Annotated in this window: 18 protein-coding genes; 16 read left to right on the forward strand and 2 right to left on the reverse strand. The window is 51.1% G+C overall.

Going from position 1 to position 19,108, the window contains the following annotated elements:
- The first annotated feature begins 104 nt into the window (after positions 1-104).
- The 8 genes from P3L40_RS24215 to traN all read left to right on the forward strand — a co-directional run bounded on the left by P3L40_RS24215 (position 105) and on the right by traN (position 9,929).
- Positions 105-812: a DsbC family protein gene (locus tag P3L40_RS24215; protein WP_001259347.1), complete on the forward strand. Its 708-nt coding sequence runs from the start codon at positions 105-107 to the stop codon at positions 810-812.
- On the forward strand, positions 809-3,256 hold the full coding sequence (gene traC / locus P3L40_RS24220; RefSeq protein WP_000637386.1) for a type IV secretion system protein TraC: 2,448 nt from the start codon (positions 809-811) through the stop codon (positions 3,254-3,256). Before P3L40_RS24215 ends, traC begins: the two co-directional genes overlap by 4 nt.
- Positions 3,257-3,270: 14 nt before the next feature.
- Entirely contained in the window at positions 3,271-3,588 is a 318-nt protein-coding gene (locus tag P3L40_RS24225; RefSeq protein WP_000351984.1) for a hypothetical protein, read from the forward strand.
- The gene (locus P3L40_RS24230) at positions 3,585-4,115 is read left to right on the forward strand and encodes a S26 family signal peptidase (RefSeq protein WP_001010738.1); all 531 of its coding nucleotides are present in this window, start codon (positions 3,585-3,587) and stop codon (positions 4,113-4,115) included. The genes P3L40_RS24225 and P3L40_RS24230 overlap by 4 nt, the downstream gene beginning before the upstream one ends.
- Entirely contained in the window at positions 4,078-5,343 is a 1,266-nt protein-coding gene (locus tag P3L40_RS24235) for a TrbC family F-type conjugative pilus assembly protein (RefSeq protein WP_000621288.1), read from the forward strand. Before P3L40_RS24230 ends, P3L40_RS24235 begins: the two co-directional genes overlap by 38 nt.
- Positions 5,340-6,011, forward strand: coding sequence for an EAL domain-containing protein (locus P3L40_RS24240; protein WP_001337754.1), 672 nt, complete (start codon positions 5,340-5,342; stop codon positions 6,009-6,011). The genes P3L40_RS24235 and P3L40_RS24240 overlap by 4 nt, the downstream gene beginning before the upstream one ends.
- On the forward strand, positions 6,008-7,015 hold the full coding sequence (locus P3L40_RS24245; RefSeq protein ID WP_000983283.1) for a TraU family protein: 1,008 nt from the start codon (positions 6,008-6,010) through the stop codon (positions 7,013-7,015). The genes P3L40_RS24240 and P3L40_RS24245 overlap by 4 nt, the downstream gene beginning before the upstream one ends.
- 103 nt (positions 7,016-7,118) lie before the next feature.
- A complete protein-coding gene (gene traN / locus P3L40_RS24250) occupies positions 7,119-9,929 on the forward strand; it encodes a conjugal transfer mating pair stabilization protein TraN (protein ID WP_001909286.1) in 2,811 nt (936 codons plus the stop codon).
- Between the two features lie 38 nt (positions 9,930-9,967).
- Here traN and P3L40_RS24255 read toward each other — a convergent pair whose 3' ends face one another.
- Positions 9,968-10,609 carry a hypothetical protein gene (locus tag P3L40_RS24255; RefSeq protein ID WP_223854615.1) on the reverse strand — a complete coding sequence of 214 codons (642 nt, stop codon included), beginning with the start codon at positions 10,607-10,609 and terminating at the stop codon, positions 9,968-9,970.
- Positions 10,610-10,950: 341 nt separating this feature from the next.
- Positions 10,951-11,592, reverse strand: coding sequence for a hypothetical protein (locus tag P3L40_RS24260; RefSeq protein WP_000796664.1), 642 nt, complete (start codon positions 11,590-11,592; stop codon positions 10,951-10,953).
- Between the two features lie 293 nt (positions 11,593-11,885).
- Here P3L40_RS24260 and P3L40_RS24265 point away from each other — a divergent pair, with 293 nt between their 5' ends.
- The 8 genes from P3L40_RS24265 (at position 11,886) to P3L40_RS24300 (ending at position 19,027) form a co-directional block, all read left to right on the forward strand.
- Positions 11,886-12,206 (forward strand): hypothetical protein, encoded by a 321-nt coding sequence (locus tag P3L40_RS24265; protein ID WP_000547566.1) that lies wholly within the window; start codon positions 11,886-11,888, stop codon positions 12,204-12,206.
- Positions 12,207-12,509: 303 nt separating this feature from the next.
- Complete coding sequence (locus tag P3L40_RS24270; protein WP_001186917.1) at positions 12,510-12,695, forward strand: hypothetical protein; 186 nt, start codon at positions 12,510-12,512, stop codon at positions 12,693-12,695.
- Positions 12,696-12,914: 219 nt separating this feature from the next.
- A complete protein-coding gene (locus P3L40_RS24275; protein ID WP_000085162.1) occupies positions 12,915-13,883 on the forward strand; it encodes an AAA family ATPase in 969 nt (322 codons plus the stop codon).
- A gap of 10 nt (positions 13,884-13,893) precedes the next feature.
- On the forward strand, positions 13,894-14,802 hold the full coding sequence (locus tag P3L40_RS24280) for a hypothetical protein (RefSeq protein ID WP_000739139.1): 909 nt from the start codon (positions 13,894-13,896) through the stop codon (positions 14,800-14,802).
- A 60-nt stretch (positions 14,803-14,862) separates the two neighbouring features.
- The gene (ssb, locus tag P3L40_RS24285) at positions 14,863-15,393 is read left to right on the forward strand and encodes a single-stranded DNA-binding protein (RefSeq protein WP_000987165.1); all 531 of its coding nucleotides are present in this window, start codon (positions 14,863-14,865) and stop codon (positions 15,391-15,393) included.
- A 94-nt stretch (positions 15,394-15,487) separates the two neighbouring features.
- Positions 15,488-16,477 (forward strand): phage recombination protein Bet, encoded by a 990-nt coding sequence (gene bet / locus P3L40_RS24290; RefSeq protein ID WP_001282585.1) that lies wholly within the window; start codon positions 15,488-15,490, stop codon positions 16,475-16,477.
- Positions 16,478-16,539: 62 nt separating this feature from the next.
- On the forward strand, positions 16,540-17,550 hold the full coding sequence (locus P3L40_RS24295) for a YqaJ viral recombinase family protein (protein WP_000706865.1): 1,011 nt from the start codon (positions 16,540-16,542) through the stop codon (positions 17,548-17,550).
- Positions 17,551-17,749: 199 nt separating this feature from the next.
- Entirely contained in the window at positions 17,750-19,027 is a 1,278-nt protein-coding gene (locus P3L40_RS24300; protein WP_000170086.1) for a DUF3150 domain-containing protein, read from the forward strand.
- The last annotated feature ends 81 nt before the right edge of the window (positions 19,028-19,108 follow it).

Genomic DNA, 19,108 nt, shown 5'->3' on the forward strand with positions numbered 1-19,108 from the left:
TATCGCGCTGGAATTGTCCAAATTGGGCTATTACAGAGGCGAGTCTATTTCCCTCCCCCGGATACACTGCCCAGCATCCAGTAATCCAATCTTAGGGGATAGACATGCGGACAAAATTACTCGGGGCGCTGATGGTGTTCGGGATTATTACCGGCACGGCTCATGCGTCATCGAAATTGGAAATCACCGATCCCAGAGCGGCGAAGATAGAGGACATCGTAGAGCTACCCATCAAAGGGGTTCGAGCCGTCCAAAGTGATGGGCAGATCATGTTCCTCTCTGAAAACGGGCGATTTGTTATTTCAGGACAAATCTACGACCTGTGGAGCAAGAAGCCCCTCAACACGATGTCCCAAATGAGGGATGTAGCGGAGCGTATCCACTTCAAGAGCATGGGCATGGATGTGGACACGCTGAACACCGTTTCGATGGGGCGTGGTGACAAAGAGGTGGTGGTCTTTGTCGATCCTAGATGCGCGGTTTGCCATCAGCTCATGGGTGATGCCAAATCGCTGGTGGATGATTACACCTTTAAATTTATCGTGATTCCTGCTCTGGGTGCTGAGTCCAACCGCTTGGCAAAGAACTTGTACTGCGCGAAAGACAAAACCCACGCGCTCGATGCGCTGATGAACAACACCTTGGGTTCCCTTCCTTCAAAAGAAACCTGCGACCCCGGCCAATACGATCAAACGCTGCTGACAGCTCATTTCATTGGGATTGAGGGCGTTCCGTTCGTGGTTGCTCCGGATGGTCGTGTCAGCAAAGGACGTCCGAAGAACCTGAAATCATGGTTGGAGAGTGTTGAATGATCGTAACCATCAAAAAGAAACTCGAAGAAACGTTGATCCCGGAGCACTTGCGAGCTGCCGGGATTATTCCTGTCCTGGCCTATGACGAAGACGATCATGTCTTCCTTATGGATGACCACAGTGCAGGCTTTGGTTTCATGTGTGAGCCCCTGTGTGGTGCCGATGAAAAAGTTCAGGAGCGAATGAACGGTTTCCTGAATCAGGAGTTCCCGTCGAAGACTACGCTCCAGTTTGTTCTGTTCCGCTCCCCGGACATCAATCAGGAGATGTACCGGATGATGGGGTTGCGTGATGGCTTCCGTCACGAGCTGCTGACATCTGTCATCAAGGAACGGATTAACTTCCTCCAGCACCACACGACAGAACGCATATTTGCCAAGACCAACAAAGGTATCTACGACAATGGCTTGATCCAAGACCTCAAGCTGTTCGTTACGTGCAAAGTCCCCATCAAGAACAATAACCCGACTGAAAGCGAACTCCAGCAGCTCGCACAGCTTCGCACGAAGGTCGAATCATCGCTTCAAACCGTTGGTCTGCGTCCCCGCACAATGACGGCGGTGAACTACATCCGGATCATGAGCACCATCCTGAATTGGGGGCCGGATGCTTCATGGCGACATGACTCTGTGGATTGGGAGATGGATAAGCCCATCTGCGAGCAAATCTTCGATTACGGCACTGATGTGGAAGTCAGCAAGAACGGCATCAGGCTGGGGGACTACCACGCGAAAGTCATGTCAGCGAAAAAGCTGCCTGACGTTTTCTACTTTGGTGATGCGTTGACCTATGCCGGGGATCTCAGCGGCGGCAACTCCAGCATCAAAGAAAACTACATGGTTGTGACCAATGTGTTTTTCCCTGAGGCAGAAAGCACGAAAAACACTCTGGAGCGCAAACGCCAGTTCACTGTAAACCAAGCCTACGGGCCGATGCTCAAATTCGTGCCGGTGCTGGCGGACAAAAAGGAGAGCTTCGACACTCTCTATGAGTCCATGAAAGAGGGGGCTAAGCCAGTCAAGATCACCTACTCGGTGGTTTTATTTGCTCCAACCAAAGAACGTGTTGAAGCGGCGGCGATGGCCGCACGAAACATCTGGCGTGAATCTCGGTTCGAGCTGATGGAGGATAAGTTCGTTGCTCTGCCGATGTTCCTCAACTGCCTGCCATTCTGTACAGACCGGGATGCAGTGCGAGACCTATTCCGCTACAAGACCATGACAACCGAGCAGGCGGCTGTGGTCCTGCCGGTGTTTGGGGAATGGAAGGGGACCGGGACCTATCATGCAGCGCTGATTTCCCGCAACGGCCAGCTCATGAGTCTGTCTCTTCACGACAGTAATACCAACAAAAACCTGGTGATCGCAGCCGAATCCGGCTCGGGTAAATCGTTCCTTACCAACGAACTGATTTTTTCCTACTTGTCCGAGGGTGCTCAGGTCTGGGTTATTGATGCCGGTAAGTCCTACCAGAAGCTGTCGGAAATGCTCAATGGCGACTTCGTTCACTTTGAAGAAGGAACGCACGTCTGCCTCAACCCGTTCGAGCTCATACAGAACTACGAGGACGAAGAAGACGCGATTGTCAGCCTCGTTTGTGCAATGGCGTCGGCCAAAGGCTTGCTGGATGAATGGCAAATCTCTGCGCTGAAACAGGTCCTTTCTCGCCTGTGGGAAGAGAAAGGTAAAGAGATGAAGGTTGACGACATCGCTGAGCGCTGTCTGGAAGAAGAAAACGACCAGCGCCTCAAGGATATTGGTCAGCAGCTCTACGCCTTTACGTCGAAAGGTAGCTACGGGAAATACTTCTCTCGCAAGAACAACGTCAGCTTCCAGAACCAGTTCACTGTACTGGAGCTCGATGAACTGCAAGGGCGTAAGCACTTGCGTCAGGTTGTACTGCTCCAGCTTATTTACCAGATCCAGCAAGAAGTATTCCTGGGTGAACGTAACCGCAAGAAAGTCGTCATCGTGGATGAGGCCTGGGACCTGCTCAAAGAGGGCGAGGTCTCGGTCTTCATGGAACATGCCTACCGCAAATTCCGTAAGTACGGTGGCTCCGTTGTCATTGCAACGCAGTCCATCAACGACCTCTATGAGAACGCAGTGGGCCGCGCCATCGCGGAGAACTCGGCCAGCATGTACTTGCTCGGCCAAACCGAAGAAACCGTGGAATCTGTTAAACGTAGCGGTCGTCTGACCCTTTCAGAGGGCGGGTTCCACACCCTCAAGACGGTACACACCATCCAGGGCGTGTACTCAGAAATCTTTATCAAATCGAAGAGCGGCATGGGCGTCGGACGCTTGATAGTGGGCGACTTCCAGAAGCTGCTTTATTCGACCGATCCGGTGGACGTTAACGCCATCGACCAGTTTGTGAAACAAGGCATGAGCATTCCTGAGGCAATCAAGGCCGTGATGCGAAGCCGTCAGCAGGCTGCATAACCAGGGAGACAGTAATGGACATTAAATCAATCGCAATCGCCGCCATTCTCGGTGCCGCTGGTGGCTTCGGCGGTAGCTACTACGTGATGAGCGAACAAACGGCAAGCATCCATCAGCGTTTGAATCAAACCCCGCCAGTGGTCGTGGTTGACTTCGCTAAAGTGGCGTCGGCGTATCCCGCTGGTGCCTCTCAGGAGGAAGTTGAAAGACTGATGGTCAAGACCAATGACGCAATTTTGAAGTTGAAAGACGCAGGTTATTTGGTCCTTGACGCAAGTGCTGTCGTCGGTGCTCCAAGTGACGTGTACCTCCCTGATGAGGTGCTGAAATGAATTTTCCACTCAAGAAGTATTTCGTCAAAAAGGAATCCTGGAAGCGCTTCGGGGTTAAGGCCGGTGTGACACTACTGGTTCTTTGGGCTGCTGGTGCGGCCTTTGCCAGCCGCTACCGTATTGGCATTGATCCACAACAGGAGAAGTGCCTGCCGGGTTACACCTTCTTCCTCATTGATCTGAACGACCAAACTCTGGAGAGGGGAGCTGTTTACGCCTTCCAAGCCAAGAACATGCAGCCTTTCTACAAGGACGGGACTCGCATGGTCAAAATCCTCACCGGTATGCCGGGGGATAAAGTCGAGATCAACGATAAGTGGAAGATCACCGTCAATGGTGATGTCGTCGGAGAGGGGCTCCAGCTCGCAGGGAAACTACATCTGCCAGAGAGCCACTTTTACGGCAAGACCACGCTGAAAGAGAATAACTACTGGTTTATGGGCAAAAGCCCATTCAGCTTCGACTCACGTTACTGGGGGACTGTGAAAAATGATCAGATCATTGGCCGCGCATATCCCCTGTTCTAAGAGCGTTCTGGTGGCGTTGATATTCTCTGTGGCTGGCGGGGCATACGCTCAAGAGTCTCCGCTCACAGAGCAGGATAAGGCGCTTATTGAGAAAGGAAAGCAAATTGCCCAAAAGGCCCAGAAGATGGAAATGCCATCTCTGTTGCAAAACCAACACATGGACGAGGCTCAGGCCGAAGCCAAGGCATTTTTCAAGCAGCTCCAAACTACTAACCCAACGCTCAAGGAGATGCACCGGAAACAGGCTGAAAAGGGTATCTACTCTGACCATCGGATACTGGTTTTCGCCTCGTTGTCTCTTGGCGAACAGGGGTTAGATGACGTCCTAACGGCGGTGTCAGGCCAGCCTGATTCTGTAATTGTGTTCCGTGGCATCCCGGAAGGAATGAACTTGGGGCAGGGAGTTAAAGCTATTCAGGCGCTCGCGGCCAAAAAAGACCCAGTGCCGAACATCATCATCAACCCTACGTTGTTCAAAACGTACAACATCACAGCCGTTCCCACGATTGTGATGCTGGAGGATGAGCCGCTGCCTGGCGAACAACCAAACGTCGTCGCCCAGGTCTCCGGGTTGTCCGACCCGGTATGGTTGGCTCGGGAAGTGGATAACGGAGAAAAAGGCGATCTCGGCGTTAAGGGGCCGGTGGAGAAAATCAGTGAGCCAGACCTTATTGATGTTGCCAAGAAACGCCTTGCCAATATCGACTGGGAAGAGAAGAAGAAACAGGCTATAGAGCGCTTCTGGACCAAGCAGAATTTCAATGAGCTGCCCAGAGCGCCAAAATCTCGAACACGAGAAATTGACCCTAGCGTCATGATCACCAGTGACATCAGCACTCCGGATGGCACTGTGTTCGCTCACGCGGGTGACGTGATCAACCCATTGTGCGATCCGAAGGAAGTTTGCAAGCCTGGAACGCGGCCATTTACCCAAGCGGTCGTAGTTTTCGACCCGCTGGACAAAAAGCAAATGGAGCTGCTCGCCAAGAAGCTGCCTGAAATTAAGCAGGAACCTGGCGTACAACGGATTACCTATATCGCCACAGAGTTCGACAAAGACAAAGGCTGGGATTCCTACAAGAGTGTCACCGACAACTTTGACGCGCCGGTATATCTGCTGACGCCAGATCTGATTACCCGGTTCGAGCTGGAGCACACACCGAGCGTCATTACTGCCAGAGGCAAGAAGTTTGTTGTCCGCGAACTTGCTGAGGAGGGCGGTGAATGATTTTTGCCCCGGCTTTCCAACCAATTAAAGACGTCGGCACAGGTTCGTTTGTCGCTGCTGAGGTACTGGCTCGTTGGTACGACGAAGGCCGGGTTCTTACACCATCCTCTCTGTCATCACCTCCTTATTGGGGGCTGGTGGATATGGAGATGGCACGGTTCATTCAGGACAACCTTCATTATTGCTTGGATCTGTACCCAGCTCTTTTTCTGAATGTCTCTGAACATACTTTGCAATCAGACGTCATTTTCAAAGCGTGGTGGAGGGTTGTCCGCGACATTGCTAAGAATCACTCATCACGGCTTGTCATCGAGATTACCGAGGGCATTCAGGATGCCTCTCTCGCATTGAGATGGGAGGCTCTTACCGAAATAGGGGTTGAGCTGGCGCTGGATGACTATGGAGACAAAAACTCTTCGCTGGAGCGCCTGAGTCGTTATGACTGGCACTATTGCAAGTTTGACGCGAGAAGACTGCGGTCGCTTGAAGACTACTCGGCCATCCTCCACTGCCGCCGAAAAGGCATACAGCTCATTGCTGAGCAGGTGGAGAGCTTCCCATTGGGGGAGAGCGCCAAATTACTTGGACTGTCATGGCAACAAGGTTTCTATCACGGGAAGCCTGCTGTCATGGAGAAACACTTGAATTACGTAAAGGCCTTACCATGATGCAAAAAATTCTACGGGTCATTGCCGTTAGCGCGGTCTTTTGGGTTCGTTCGGTATCGGCTGACCCTGGGTGCCAGAATGCGGAAGTAATCGGCGGAAAACTGATTACTGACATCTGCTGGAGCTGTATTTTTCCCATCAAAGTAGCAGGGGTTCCTATAAGTGGTGGAGGCGGATCATTCCCGAGTGAAGCCGTAAGCAACCCTCTGTGTATGTGCGAGGATAATCTAGGGGTCCCTCGGCCTGGAGTCACCACTTCTATGTGGGAGCCAGCACGGCTTGTTGAATTTCAGAGAGTGCCTGGCTGCTCATCTGTCTTGAATGGTGTCAGGTTCCCGTTTGATAGGACTAACCAAGGGCATCATGGCATGGGAGACATGGATGGTGGTGATGGTTCTTTTATGCACTATCACTACTATGCGTTTCCTCTGTTGGTGATGCTCGATTTATTTATTAAGCAGACCTGTAATGCTGATGGGTATATGGATCTCGACATCATGTACATGTCGGAGCTCGACCCGACCTGGAACAATGATGAGCTCGCTTTTTTTACCAATCCAGAGGCGGCGGCAGTAGCAAACCCAATTGCGGCGGCTGCGTGTACTGCTGATGCTGTCTCATCAACCGCTGGAAAACCTTTAAAACAGCTTTTCTGGTGTGCTGGTTCATGGGGCACCCTGTATCCATTTAGTGGCAACCAGAATGGTGGAAAAGGTGTTATCCGCGATAGCAGTCTTCTTAGCACAAGGGTTCTGGCTGCTTTGCATCGCCGGGGGTTAGCGTGGAAGACAATGGGTTCTGAGGCTATGTGTAGAGGTGTTATTAGCCCAACACTACCCAAAACGCAGTACAAATTCACGCTATTGCATCCGGTTCCAGAGACAAACTCATCTCACGTAATTGGCGAATCCACTCTTACGTGGGGTCTGGCGCGAACTATACCGGCAATTGGGCAAGACCCTATTTACACCATCTGGCGATGGAATGATTGCTGTAACAATTGAGCAGACCCTAACGAATTTGCACGGGCATTTTAGATTATGCCCCAAAAGGGCCACTACACGTACAGGTGGCCCTTGTCTTCTCAGATAGCATGGGAAGGTTGAAATGGAGAACACAATGCGAAGTCATAATTACTTTATGAAAGCTGTGGCCTCGCTGTTGACAGTAACCATGTCTGCGCTGCCGATACATTCCTACGCTAACGGTAGCCAAGACCAGGACATCACAGCGGTGGGTAAAGAGGCCCAGGCTTTCGGACAAAACCTCTCAAACTCATTCAAGTCGAGCTCGGGGACTGTGCAAGATGGCACAATCTCTATGCCGACGTTGAAAGACGGTCAATTCCAAATGAACGGGGGGAGTCAGATTAATGTCAATGATCTATTCCCCGGAACGAGCGGGACCAACAATAAACCTGATAGTTATTACTTCCCTGATGCCAATAAACCTGATGTGGGCGGTCTGCAAGGCATTTACGACTCTGGCGATGACATGGACAGCGTGGGGAATAATGCAAAAGGGTCGCTGTGGAGTGATGCCAATAGTGCTAATCCATCAATCTCTGGTGCGGCATACAAGGTTCTTCTCGATGCCTCTAATCGATCACGCCCTGATTTCAGTAATGACCCTGTACTAAATCTAAGCAAAAAGACCTATGAGGATATGGACCTCATCGCAGGTGGCTTTGGGGATTGTTCTGCCGAAACAACCATCAATCAGAATACTATCAACGCCCACATTCCAGAGTATGAACGGTGTCAGCGTGTTGTAGATCAAAGCGCGGACTGTGAGGTTGTCCATGACTACGATGCCTCTGTGGTGAAGCACTATGATGGTCCATATAACCTCAAATCTTGTGGAGAAGGCTGTACTGAGTTGTGGATTGGCCGAGTTGGTAACGACTACTGGAGTGGCAACTGTTCGATTTATGAGGAATACACGCGGGTCCAAGTCAGTAATCCAGACGCCATAGTGTCTGCAACTCTTGAGTACGCCAAGTGGGATGACTACATGCAAGTTTGGGTTGGTAAATCAGGTCAGGAAACTAAAGTATGGTCCGGCCCTGACGGCAATTTCCCTCCAGAAACGGCTGGCCGATGTGAATTGTCAACAAGTTGGGAGCGAAACCCTAATATTGATGTCACTCCCTATTTCAAGAATGTGAAAGATGGTGATGTTGTTACGTTTAAGATCCGCGTTTCAGTAACTGGCGCAGGTGAGGGTTTTGGCCGCATAAAGCTACGCTATGACCCATCAAAAGCCATTACCAAGGATGAGTGGGCTCCACAGAGCTGCATGGATTCAGCCAAAGGGGTTGTAGATGGTTTTGCGGAAGGCGAGATCACATGTATAGATGACCCGACTGATGCTACGGGCTGCACAGTCATCAATGGGATCAAAGTTTGCGAATCTCAACTCAAGCCGTCACCTTTGCCTGGTATTCCAAAACTATGCAAAAAGGTTCGAGTTAAAGCTGACTATGACTTTTATAAGGGGCAAATGGACTGCTGGACAGACCCTCAAGGTGAAACGCACTGTCCGGTAAACACGGGCGGGAATCTCGATAGCTGTCAGAAATATGAAGAAAACCCTCAGTGCGGCTTCATCAGTTCCAAATGTGTTGATGGTGCTCAGGGAAGTTCTGGTACGTGCTACGTCCACGAGGATACTTATGACTGTGGTACAGATGTTTCTGTTCCGACCTTGGAAAAGGAAACTGAGTACCAGTGCGGTGGGCCTATACGCTGCATGGGAGATGACTGCCTTGATTTGACCAAAACACAAAGCACTGATTTTGCTCGCGCTACTGCGTTGCTCAATGCAGCCCAATTCATGACGCAGGATATGAGCTGCACAGGCCAAGATGGGGATGACAATCCTACCGGGGATGAAAACGTTATTTGCTCTGCTTTTGCAGGGGAAGCTGGCGAATGCAAGATAGCTGTTGGGGGAGTTTCTGATTGCTGTGAAAAGCCAACCAATATATCTCTTGCCGATTATCTGAACCTAATAATGGCCGTTCCAAAGCTCGATGGCGCAGTGATGGGGCTGACTGATGGTAATGCGCTTAAAGGTGCTTATCAGGTACTTAGGGAACCTGCCCTTCAAGGGTGGACAGAAGTCACAAAACCGTTCACAAGTTATATAGAGAACGTTTCAGGTGCTGTTGATTCGTTCTTCCAGCCTGTAGAGCAGTTTGTTGATCAACTCATTGACCAGCTCAAAGAGCAAGTCAAAGAAGTGATGATGGATGTCATGAAATCAGCAGGCCAAGATGCAGCAACAGAGCAGGCGGCTGCCGCAGCATCTGAACAAGCTGCCGAAGCAATGATGGAGACTGCGACAACATGGCTTAGCACTGCCATGACGATATATACCGTCTATGTCGTTGCGATGGTGATGATCCAGATGATTTATAAGTGCGAGGAAGAAGAGTTCACTATGAACGCCAAAAGAGCGCTCAAGAATTGCACCTATGTAGGCTCTTATTGTAAATCTAAGGTGTTGGGCGCTTGTATTGAAAAAAGAGAAGCGTATTGCTGCTTCAATTCTCCGCTCTCTCGTATTATACAAGAACAGGTTCGCCCTCAATTGGGGCAGAACTTTGGAGACCCCAAAAATCCTCAGTGTGAAGGGATTCCACTAGATAAAATTGCCGAAATTGATTGGAGCAAAATTAATTTGGATGAGTGGCTTGGGATATTACAGCAGAACGGTAAATTCCCTGATCCGGCCTCAATAAATCTCGACTCGCTGACTGGAGCAGGGAATGACTTCAATATTGACGGGACGCGGAAGAATGCTCAGGAAAGGGCGTTGGAGCGGTTGGAAGGGATTGATATTGACGCGAAGCGAAAAGAGGCGACAAACAGCATAGACCCTCAAACAGGCGCGCCAACTGGTGGTGGTGGATAAAAAAAGGGGCCTTTCGGCCCCTTTCTCATGTAGATTGATTACGCTTCTGGGTAAACAAATAACTCTGCTTTTCCCTGATCAAGAAGGTAAGGGAAAGCAACTTTTTCGCCATTATCCAGCTCAACCGATTTTGGAGCAAGGTAGAGGTAGGCCCAAGCTGGTAGCTGTTTGCTAATAGCTGCGTAGATCGCTTGCTGAGGAGCATGGCTTGCTGCCCCATTACCGACATTCACAAAGTTGTATGCGGTCTCATGGCCTGATGTGAAGGCATACGCTGTACCTTGAACGCCAGAGACAAAATTAGGAGCTGACCCTAGGCGAGGCTCCACGATTTTCACCTTAACGGAACACATGTCAGCTACCTTACTTTGTCCGTTCACCCACGTCGGGCAACCCCATTCATTCTTGTAGAACTGATAGGTTAGGCGACCATCTTTGTCATACAGAAGCGTGAAATTGGCACCCAAATCAGTCAGCGCTGACTCAATGGAAACTTTCACATGTGAAAGAAATTTGGCCTGAGCGTCTGCCGGTGAAACTGCTTCGTTAGCAGGCATCCAAGCGATCAAGCTATTGCGAGCGCCATGCTGTTTGGGGCCGATAGCCCAGTTCGCAAGGTTGACCAAGCCACCTTGCCAGTCGGTCATTCCGAGCTGAGGGGACATGTAGCCAGACAGCACGTAGGCTGCCCCAAACGTTTTGGTGTCGGTCAGACGCTCCAGCTTGTCACGCGGAACAGAAGCGTCTTGGATGCCTGTTACCAGGCCACCGGCCTCCGCGATGTTGTAAGCGCGACTGTGATTGGTTTTGTACGCTGTGGGTTCGTAACTGCTGGTGGATGCACAGCCAGATAGAGCTGCTACAGCCAGAGCCACGGTGGTGATTAAAGCCTTTTTCATGTTGTTCTCCGTTCTTACCTGAGTTGAATCTGATTTACTTCGATAATATCACAGCATCAAAAAATGCAACCATAAAAGACAAAAAAAAGCCCCTCGGGCGAGGGGCAAAGGTTTGGGCTGGGTTATGCTGCTTTTGTTTTCTCGGCTTCGTCTGCGATTTCCTTGTCGCCGGTTGCAGATTCCGGAGCGGCTTCGGCCACTTCACCTTCTTTGCCTTTGCTGTGGGCGGAAATGCGAGCCCGTTTCTCGATGCCGATGATTCGACCGGCCAGCTTGATGAGGCGTTGCTGCCATTGGTAAGTGGCGTCGGTGCGCTGCTTGCTGGTCAGTACGGTGTTCAGCCAGAGAGTGTCAACGATCCCCATCAGGGTATCCAGTTTGCGGATCAGGTGTGCAAACTGAGCAACCTGAGGAGAGTTGATCTCGATGGTGTATTCATTCGGGTTGGTGTAGCCGGGCATCATGTCGATGCCGTTGTCTTCCATCAGCTTGTTGAGCTGGGCGGTAGCTTTGTCCAGGTCTTCGGAGACCTTGGAAATGTGTTCCAGGATGACGGTTTCAACCTGGTCGATTTCGTCCTGCTCACCGATGATGCGAAGGATCACGTCGATGGAGAACAGGGAGTTGGAAACTCGCTCAAAGCTGCGTTCCATGACGCGCTGAGCTTGGAGGCTGTTTACTTTCAGAACTTGCTTGAAAACAGGGCGAGAGTAGTGGTTGCTGCGGTCGTTGTTTGTGTCCAGTGCTACTTGTGCTTCTGCCATTAGAGATACTCCTAAATTTGAGGTACAGATAAACGCACTGGAAAGGATAAATGCGGTCAATCTGTAACCTGACCTCTCGAAGTGCCCAAAATGGACAGTTACAGCGTTTTCTGTTTAGCAAAGGTGAGCTATATTTGAATCATCTTAGTCGCTCTGCGGCTATAGGTGAGATAGCTGGTCTCCGAAAACAAACAGCATCTAGTCTTATGCCGTATGGCATTACTTAACCCCAAGCCGGGGGCTTCTCCCGGTTTTCGGGTGTTGCCCCTGTTTTTTTACATAGGAGCAACACCATGCACATCATCACTTTCATTGTAGTTCTGCTTGCATCTCTGGGCGCACTGTACGTAGGCGCGAAGGCATTTGCTTTTTCCTTCATCGTTCTCGCTAAAGTGTTCCAGCGTATCGGTTTGTTCCTTTGGAACAAATTCGCAGTTCCTGCAATGCGGTCTGTACAGGCCGTCATCAAAGAACGTGCTGCCAAGGCTGAACAAGCCAAAGCAGTCGTTGAACCTGAGGTAACTCAAGTTCAAGAAGTCGCTAAACAAGAACCTGACTGGGATTATCTCGAAATCCCGACTTACCTTCGTAAGGGCAAGGAACTTGTTTGGTAATAACTGTCGCTGAGTAATCTTCGACACTTTCAAACCCATCGGGGCAACCATACCCCGACGGGGATGTTGCCCCTTTTTGCTTAGGAGCAACATCATGGAAATCGCTATCATCGCTTTGTGTATCCCTACTGGTTGGGCAATCTCTCGTCCTTTCGTGAGAATCGCTGAATCGTTCGGTTACTGCTGATAGTCAACGCAAAGGGAGGGGGCAACCCCTCTCTTTCTGGTCAAGCCTCTGTGGCTTGTCCTCAAAGTCTTCTGGTGTCAGTTGGCTTTGACGACAAGCTACAGGGGGAATGTCGAATGCAACAGAATCTTCATGTTTACGACGATCACGCAGGCATCATCTATCTGGCTGATGGACGCGAGGTGAAATTTGATCCGAAACTGTATTCCAGCTCCTACCAGGCGCACAGTGAAGCAGTGAAGTGGGCCAAAGAAACCGGGGTCATTGGTCAAAACGACGATGTGGTGATGTTCGTCCATTGAGGGAGTGGCCTCCAGGAGAGGCTACTCTCCTCGCTCCTTAAAAGTCTTCTTACTCATGGTGAATACCATCAGTAAGCAGATTTTGTTCTCTTCGGAGAGCGAAAAGTGCGATAGCTGGTCGCCAAAAACAAACAGCAAATTAACGTTAATTTACTAGCCCAACCGGGCGCATCCGCCCGGTTCGGGACGTGGTGCGCCTGTCACAATAGGAGCGCACCTATGTCTCAATACTCTCAATTCTCAGTAAGCAAGGTTTTCGGTATGCCCAGCATTCCGGAGAAGGTAACGGCCATCGGCTACGCTGACGGTTCAAACCCTTTCATCCCTGCCACTGATACCAACTACGTTTTCCGCAAAGAGTTTCTGCGAGAGGTCTTGGCCTATCTCAAAGAGCCTGGCGGTGACGCATTGTTCGTAACCGGCCCTACCGGGTCTGGCAAAACCTCAGGTATCACCGAGATCGCTGGTCGTCTCAACTGGCCTGTTCAGCAAATCACTGCCCACGGGCGGATGGAGCTGACAGATCTGATTGGACATCACGCTCTGGTCGCGGAAAAGCCTGGTCAACCACCTGTCATGAAGTTCATGTATGGACCTCTGGCAGTCGCTATGCGTGAAGGTCATCTGCTCCTCATCAACGAGGTGGATTTGGCCGACCCTGCCGAGCTGGCTGGTCTCAACGATGTCCTTGAAGGGCGTCCCCTTGTGATCGCTCAGAATGGCGGGGAAATCATCAAGCCGCACCCGATGTTTCGTGTGGTCGTTACTGGTAACTCTACGGGGTCCGGTGATGCTTCTGGTTTGTACCAGGGGGTGATGATGCAGAACCTCGCAGCTATGGATCGCTATCGTTTCACCAAAGTAGGGTATGCGGATGAGGAAGCTGAACTCAGCATTCTTGGCCGTGTTACTCCGAAACTTCCGGAAAATGTGCGGAAGGGAATGGTTCGGATTGCTAATCAGGTCCGCAAACTGTTTCTTGGCGAAAACGGTGAAGATGGTCAGATCAGCGTCACCATGTCCACTCGGACGTTGGTGCGTTGGGCGAAACTGTCTCTAGCGTTCCGTGGTGCCCCAAATGCTCTTGAATACGCCCTGGATCAAGCTCTGCTTATCCGTGCGGCCAAAGAGGAGCGTGAAGCCATCCTGCGTGTTGCGAAGGATGTGTTCGGGGACCAATGGCGCTAAGGGGTGACGCATGAAGAAAAATGACTGTTTGTGCCGTCGTTACACTGCTAAAGAGTGGGGCAATGACGAAACCACAATAGAAGTCTTCATTGGCTACAAGTTGCTCCGGGAGCCCAGCTCCTCGGAGCCAGGCCAATTCACGATGGTCGAGCTACGCCGAACCGTCACTGATGGGAAAGCTGAAAATTGGTCTGAGACAAAGCTCGAAGGACCTTTTGAAGCTAACGGCCCAGACACGATCCCAATGTCCTACAAGGACAAAGAAAGCCAGTATGTGTCACAGTTTCTCAGCCAGGGGTACACCTTTCTGGATGAGGTGCTGGTAAACGCAGAGACACAGACGGTGCTGGAAGGGGGGAATGTTTCAGCCGGACAAACAGCCAGCTTGGGATCTCTCAACTGGCTGTTATCTCCGCCCTCTGAGTTACCTCCAGGTGACATAAACCTCTTCAAAGGTTTTGTTGCTGGGGTTTTTGCCAAAGGAGCCGGTTTAATCGGCTTTGAGGTTGCTCGGAGCGAAGGCTCAAATGACTTGCTACCCAGTGTGCTGATGCGTACTGACAGCGGTTATGAGCTTGGGGTTAGCACTGGACTAGGCGAAAACACTATCCATCCAGCTACGCTGGAAGGCGCTGGTGAACTCCGCCCGGAACATGGTCACAAACCCCTGCTGATGTTGGTTTACCTGCAACAGCGTTTCGCGGATGACTTTTCAAACGTAGAGAAGCCGCTGGTGGCATTCTGTGATGAACAGGGTGATACCTTCGACTACGAGCGTTTTGATTCACTAAAACCCCTCATTGAACGGTTTGGTTTCAGCTACGACGAAGTAAGAGCAGATGCAGAAAGGCTTGGCCTTGTATCTGAGCTGATTCGCCTGGCAGAGATCGACGCCGAACAAGAGGATCACTTTTTTTAACCCTTACGGGGGCTTGCTCCCCGAAAGGGGCGTTGGCCCTCTCCAAATAACTTGGAGGTCATGATGTCTAAAGGCGTCAACAAAGTAATTCTGGTCGGTAATCTCGGTTCTGACCCGGAAATTCGCTACATGCCAAGCGGAACTGCCGTTGCCAACTTCAACGTTGCAACAACGGATACGTGGCGCGATAAGCAGTCTGGCGAGCAAAGAGAGCATACTGAGTGGCACCGTATTGTGCTTAAAGGTCGTTTGGCAGAAGTCGCTGGTGAGTACCTGAAAAAGGGCTCCCAAGTCTATCTCGAAGGGAGCAACCGCACCCGGAAGTGGACTGACAGCCAACAAATCGAGCGCTACACCACCGAAGTACACTGCGTTGAAATGCAGATGCTTGGTGGTCGTGGAAATGCACCTCAGGACAACTCTCAACGTGCAGCGCCCCAAAAAGGGCAACGTACAGGAGCCGGTACGCAATCTGCTCCTGTGCAGCAATCAGCACCGCAAGGTGGTATGGGCGGAGGCTATGGTCCCGCTCCTGATGGCTGGGATGATGACATCCCGTTCATGCGGCTGCACCACTTGGCTGGCGGGTAACACCGCCAACTCTTACTAAACCCCACGGGGGCACTCATGCCCCGAGGGGGTCATGGTGTCCTCAAACCGTTCATTCGTGAATTGGAGAAACACCATGTCTGATAACAAATCTCTTGTAACCCGTATCGCAAGCCGGTTTGGCGTGGACACCCGAAAGTTCTATGAAACTTTGAAGGCGACCGCATTCAAGCAGCGAGATGGAAGTGCCCCGACCGATGAGCAGATGATGACGCTCCTGATCGTGGCTGAACAGTACGGTTTGAACCCTTTCACTCGGGAAATCTATGCGTTTCCTGACAAGCAAAATGGGATCATTCCGGTAGTAGGTGTTGATGGTTGGAGCCGCATCATCAACGAGCATCCCCAGTATGATGGCGTCGAGTTCGTGTATTCGGACAAGATGGTCAGAATGCAGGGGGCGAAAGTTGACTGCCCTGAGTGGATTGAATGCGTGATTTACCGTAAGGACAGATCTCGCCCTATCCGCATCAAGGAGTTCATTGATGAGGTGTACCGTGAACCGTTTCAGGGTCAAGGTCGCAATGGTGCTTACACTGTTGATGGCCCCTGGCAAACGCACACCAAGCGTCAACTCCGGCACAAGTCGCTGATCCAGTGTTCTCGTGTCGCATTTGGTTTCTCTGGTATTTATGACCAGGATGAAGCTGAACGCATCCGTGAAATGGAGCAGGCATCGGCCATTAACCCGGCTATTGCCAATCTCCCTTCACCATCTCAAGTTCAAAGCCAAGAGCCTTTGGCTATTGAGCACAAAGAGCTTGACCCGATCCTAACCAAACTCGCAAATCGCGCCATTGCTGAAAACGCATGGTCTGCGGCGCATGAGTATGTGAAGGGACGGTATGAAGGTTCGGAACTGCAATATGCGACTCAATTCCTTCGTGACAAGGAGATGGATCAAATGGAGCCTCCGAAACCTGACTACCAGGAAGCGCACGAGCAAGAGTCCGCCGCTGGTGGTTCTGCAAATGCTGAACCTGGTGCCGAAGAAATGCCGCCTTTGAGTGACGAGGACATGATCCCTGTTACAGAAGAGGAGGGCGCGGAAGGCAGTTACTACTAACCCCAACGGGGGGGACTCCCCCGCTGGGGGAGATCTCCCTCCTAACCATTGGAGAGAGGTCCATGAAAATAGTCAACCTATCGCAACGAGAGGAAGATTGGCTTGATTGGCGGCGTCAAGGTGTAACAGCCACTGACGCCGCTATCCTGCTCAATCGGTCTCCGTACAAAACACGATGGAGACTGTGGGCCGAGAAGACTGGGTATGCGCGTGAAGTCGATCTGAGTCTTAATCCGCTGGTTCGCCGGGGGATAGAAAACGAAGATGCTGCAAGACGCGCTTTCGAGGAGAAGTATGATGACATGCTGCTCCCCGCCTGTGTCGAATCGGTTCAATACCCGCTCATGAGGGCCTCCCTGGATGGCCTGAGAGATAACGGGGAGCCCGTCGAGCTGAAAAGCCCGAGTGCGACTGTCTGGGAAGATGTTTGTGCTGAGAAAGCAAACAGCAAGGCATACCAGCTTTATTACCCGCAGGTGCAACACCAGCTCCTGGTAACGGGGGCCAAGCAAGGCTGGTTAGTCTTCTACTTTGAAGGTCAGATTCAGGAGTTTCCAATACTCCGAGACGAAGCCATGATTCAAGAAATCTTGGCCGAGGCTAAAAAGTTCTGGCAACAGGTAGTAGACAAGAAGGAGCCCGACAAAGATCCAGAGAGAGACCTGTACATACCGCAAGGTGAAGAGGTCAACCGTTGGATTGCTGCTGCTGAGGAATACCGCCTCTATGATGCTGAGATTCAGGAGCTGAAACAGCGACTGTCTGAGCTTCAAGAAAGGCAAAAGCCTCATCTCGACACCATGAAGTCCCTCATGGGGGAATACTTCCATGCCGACTACTGCGGTGTGATGGTAACGAGATACAAAGCGGCTGGCCGGGTAGACTACAAAAAGCTGTTGGCTGATAAGGCGTCAGGCGTGAAGCCTGAGGATGTTGACCAGTACAGAGAGAAGTCATCAGAGCGGTGCCGTGTAACGGTTACTGGCTCTGTGAAGCCACGGTACATTGTTGATGAGGACGTGCTTGCTCCTCTTGATGATTTGCCGGAAGAAGTAGAGACGTTCTACTGGTGAGTGGGGGATTTTCCCCCGCTTTCCCTTGGGGATTCTGGGAGTCTCCAACGGAAAGCAAGATTTTGTTCTCTTCGGAGAGCGAAAAGTGCGATAGCTGGTCGCCAAAAACAAACAGCAAATTAACGTTAATTTACTAGCCCAACCGGGCGCATCCGCCCGGTTCGGGACGTGGTGCGCCCCCAACTTTTTGGAGTGCATCATGACTAAAGTGAACCATCTACAAAGCCTCTGTGTTATCCACGTAGACTTTGACATCTGGAGTGGACAAACCCGTTTGTCTGCATCTGATCTCAAGCTGGGCGAGGGTGGTGAAATTCCACCTGAGAAAGTAGCTCAACTGGGAAGTAAGAAGATCTGTGATCCGGCTAAGCTGAAAGGCTTTCATCGCCTGAAAACAGAAACTCGTCGCCTCCTGCTGAAATTCGGTATGCCGTTCATGAACGGATTTGCCGTACCCGTCAGCAAGACCGATGAAATCTGTAACAAGCTGAATGACATAAACTTTCAGTTTAACCAACTGAAACAGGATTTCATCAAAGGTTACAACAAAGCCGTGGATGAATGGTGTCAGGAGAACCCTGAGTATGAACGAGCTATCCGTGCCGGAGCCCTTCCAAAGGAAACGGTCGAGGAGCGGATTGGCTTTGAGTACCAGGTGTTCATGATCCAGCCTGTGAACGAAGATGAGGCCAACGCCAAACGCCTTAACCGCAAGGTTGAGCGCTTGGGTGACGATCTCATCTCCGAAGTGGTTCAGGAAGCGAATAAGTTCTATATGGAACGTTTGGCCGGTCGAGACCAATGTGCGGTCACTACTCGGCAGACACTCCGTAACATCCGCGACAAGGTGGATGGGCTTAGCTTCCTGAACAGCGCTTTTAACCCTCTGGTCAAGCTGCTCGACCAAACCCTCCGGGGATACGAGCAACATGCCGATGGCCGAAACATCGTTGCGCCTTTCTTTTATCAGGTCGTGGCCGCAGTGCTGATCATGAGCGAGAGGGACCGCATCGAGCAGTATGCCAATGGCTCGATTACTGTAGAGGGCATGGCTAATGACATTGGCGGTTCGGGAGCCCAGATGGGGGACCGTTCTAAAGATGAAAAGGCCGAACAGAAAAGCGATAAAGCCGGTGAGCTTATCCCTGCAACAGAGGGTGGCGAAACCAAGCAGCAACAGGTAGGTGGTACTGAATCTGTTCAATCAGAACAGACTAACAGCGGTGGTAACGCTGTTGACCTGGATGAAGACATCGACAACTTCTTCAAGAGTTTTGCAGAACGAGGCGAGGGTGAATCGGAAGATGAATCCAATGCCGGTGATGTGGTTCGAGAAGAGCGCGTTGATGTTGAGGATGAGCCGGTTTTGCCTGAGGAAACTCCGGTAGAGCAAGAGCCTGTCCAAGAGGAGCCGACAGAGGAGCCTCTCAACCAGGAGCTGCCTAAAACTGACGACGATGGCGACTATTTCTTCTAATAGTCACTTCAACTAAACCGACCCGGAGGGGATAGCCATTCCCTCCAGGGGTGGACTATCTCCTTCCCTACCAGGAGAAAA

It is taken from the genome of Providencia sp. PROV040 (genome assembly GCF_032706145.1).
GTDB classification, from domain to species: domain Bacteria; phylum Pseudomonadota; class Gammaproteobacteria; order Enterobacterales; family Enterobacteriaceae; genus Providencia; species Providencia hangzhouensis.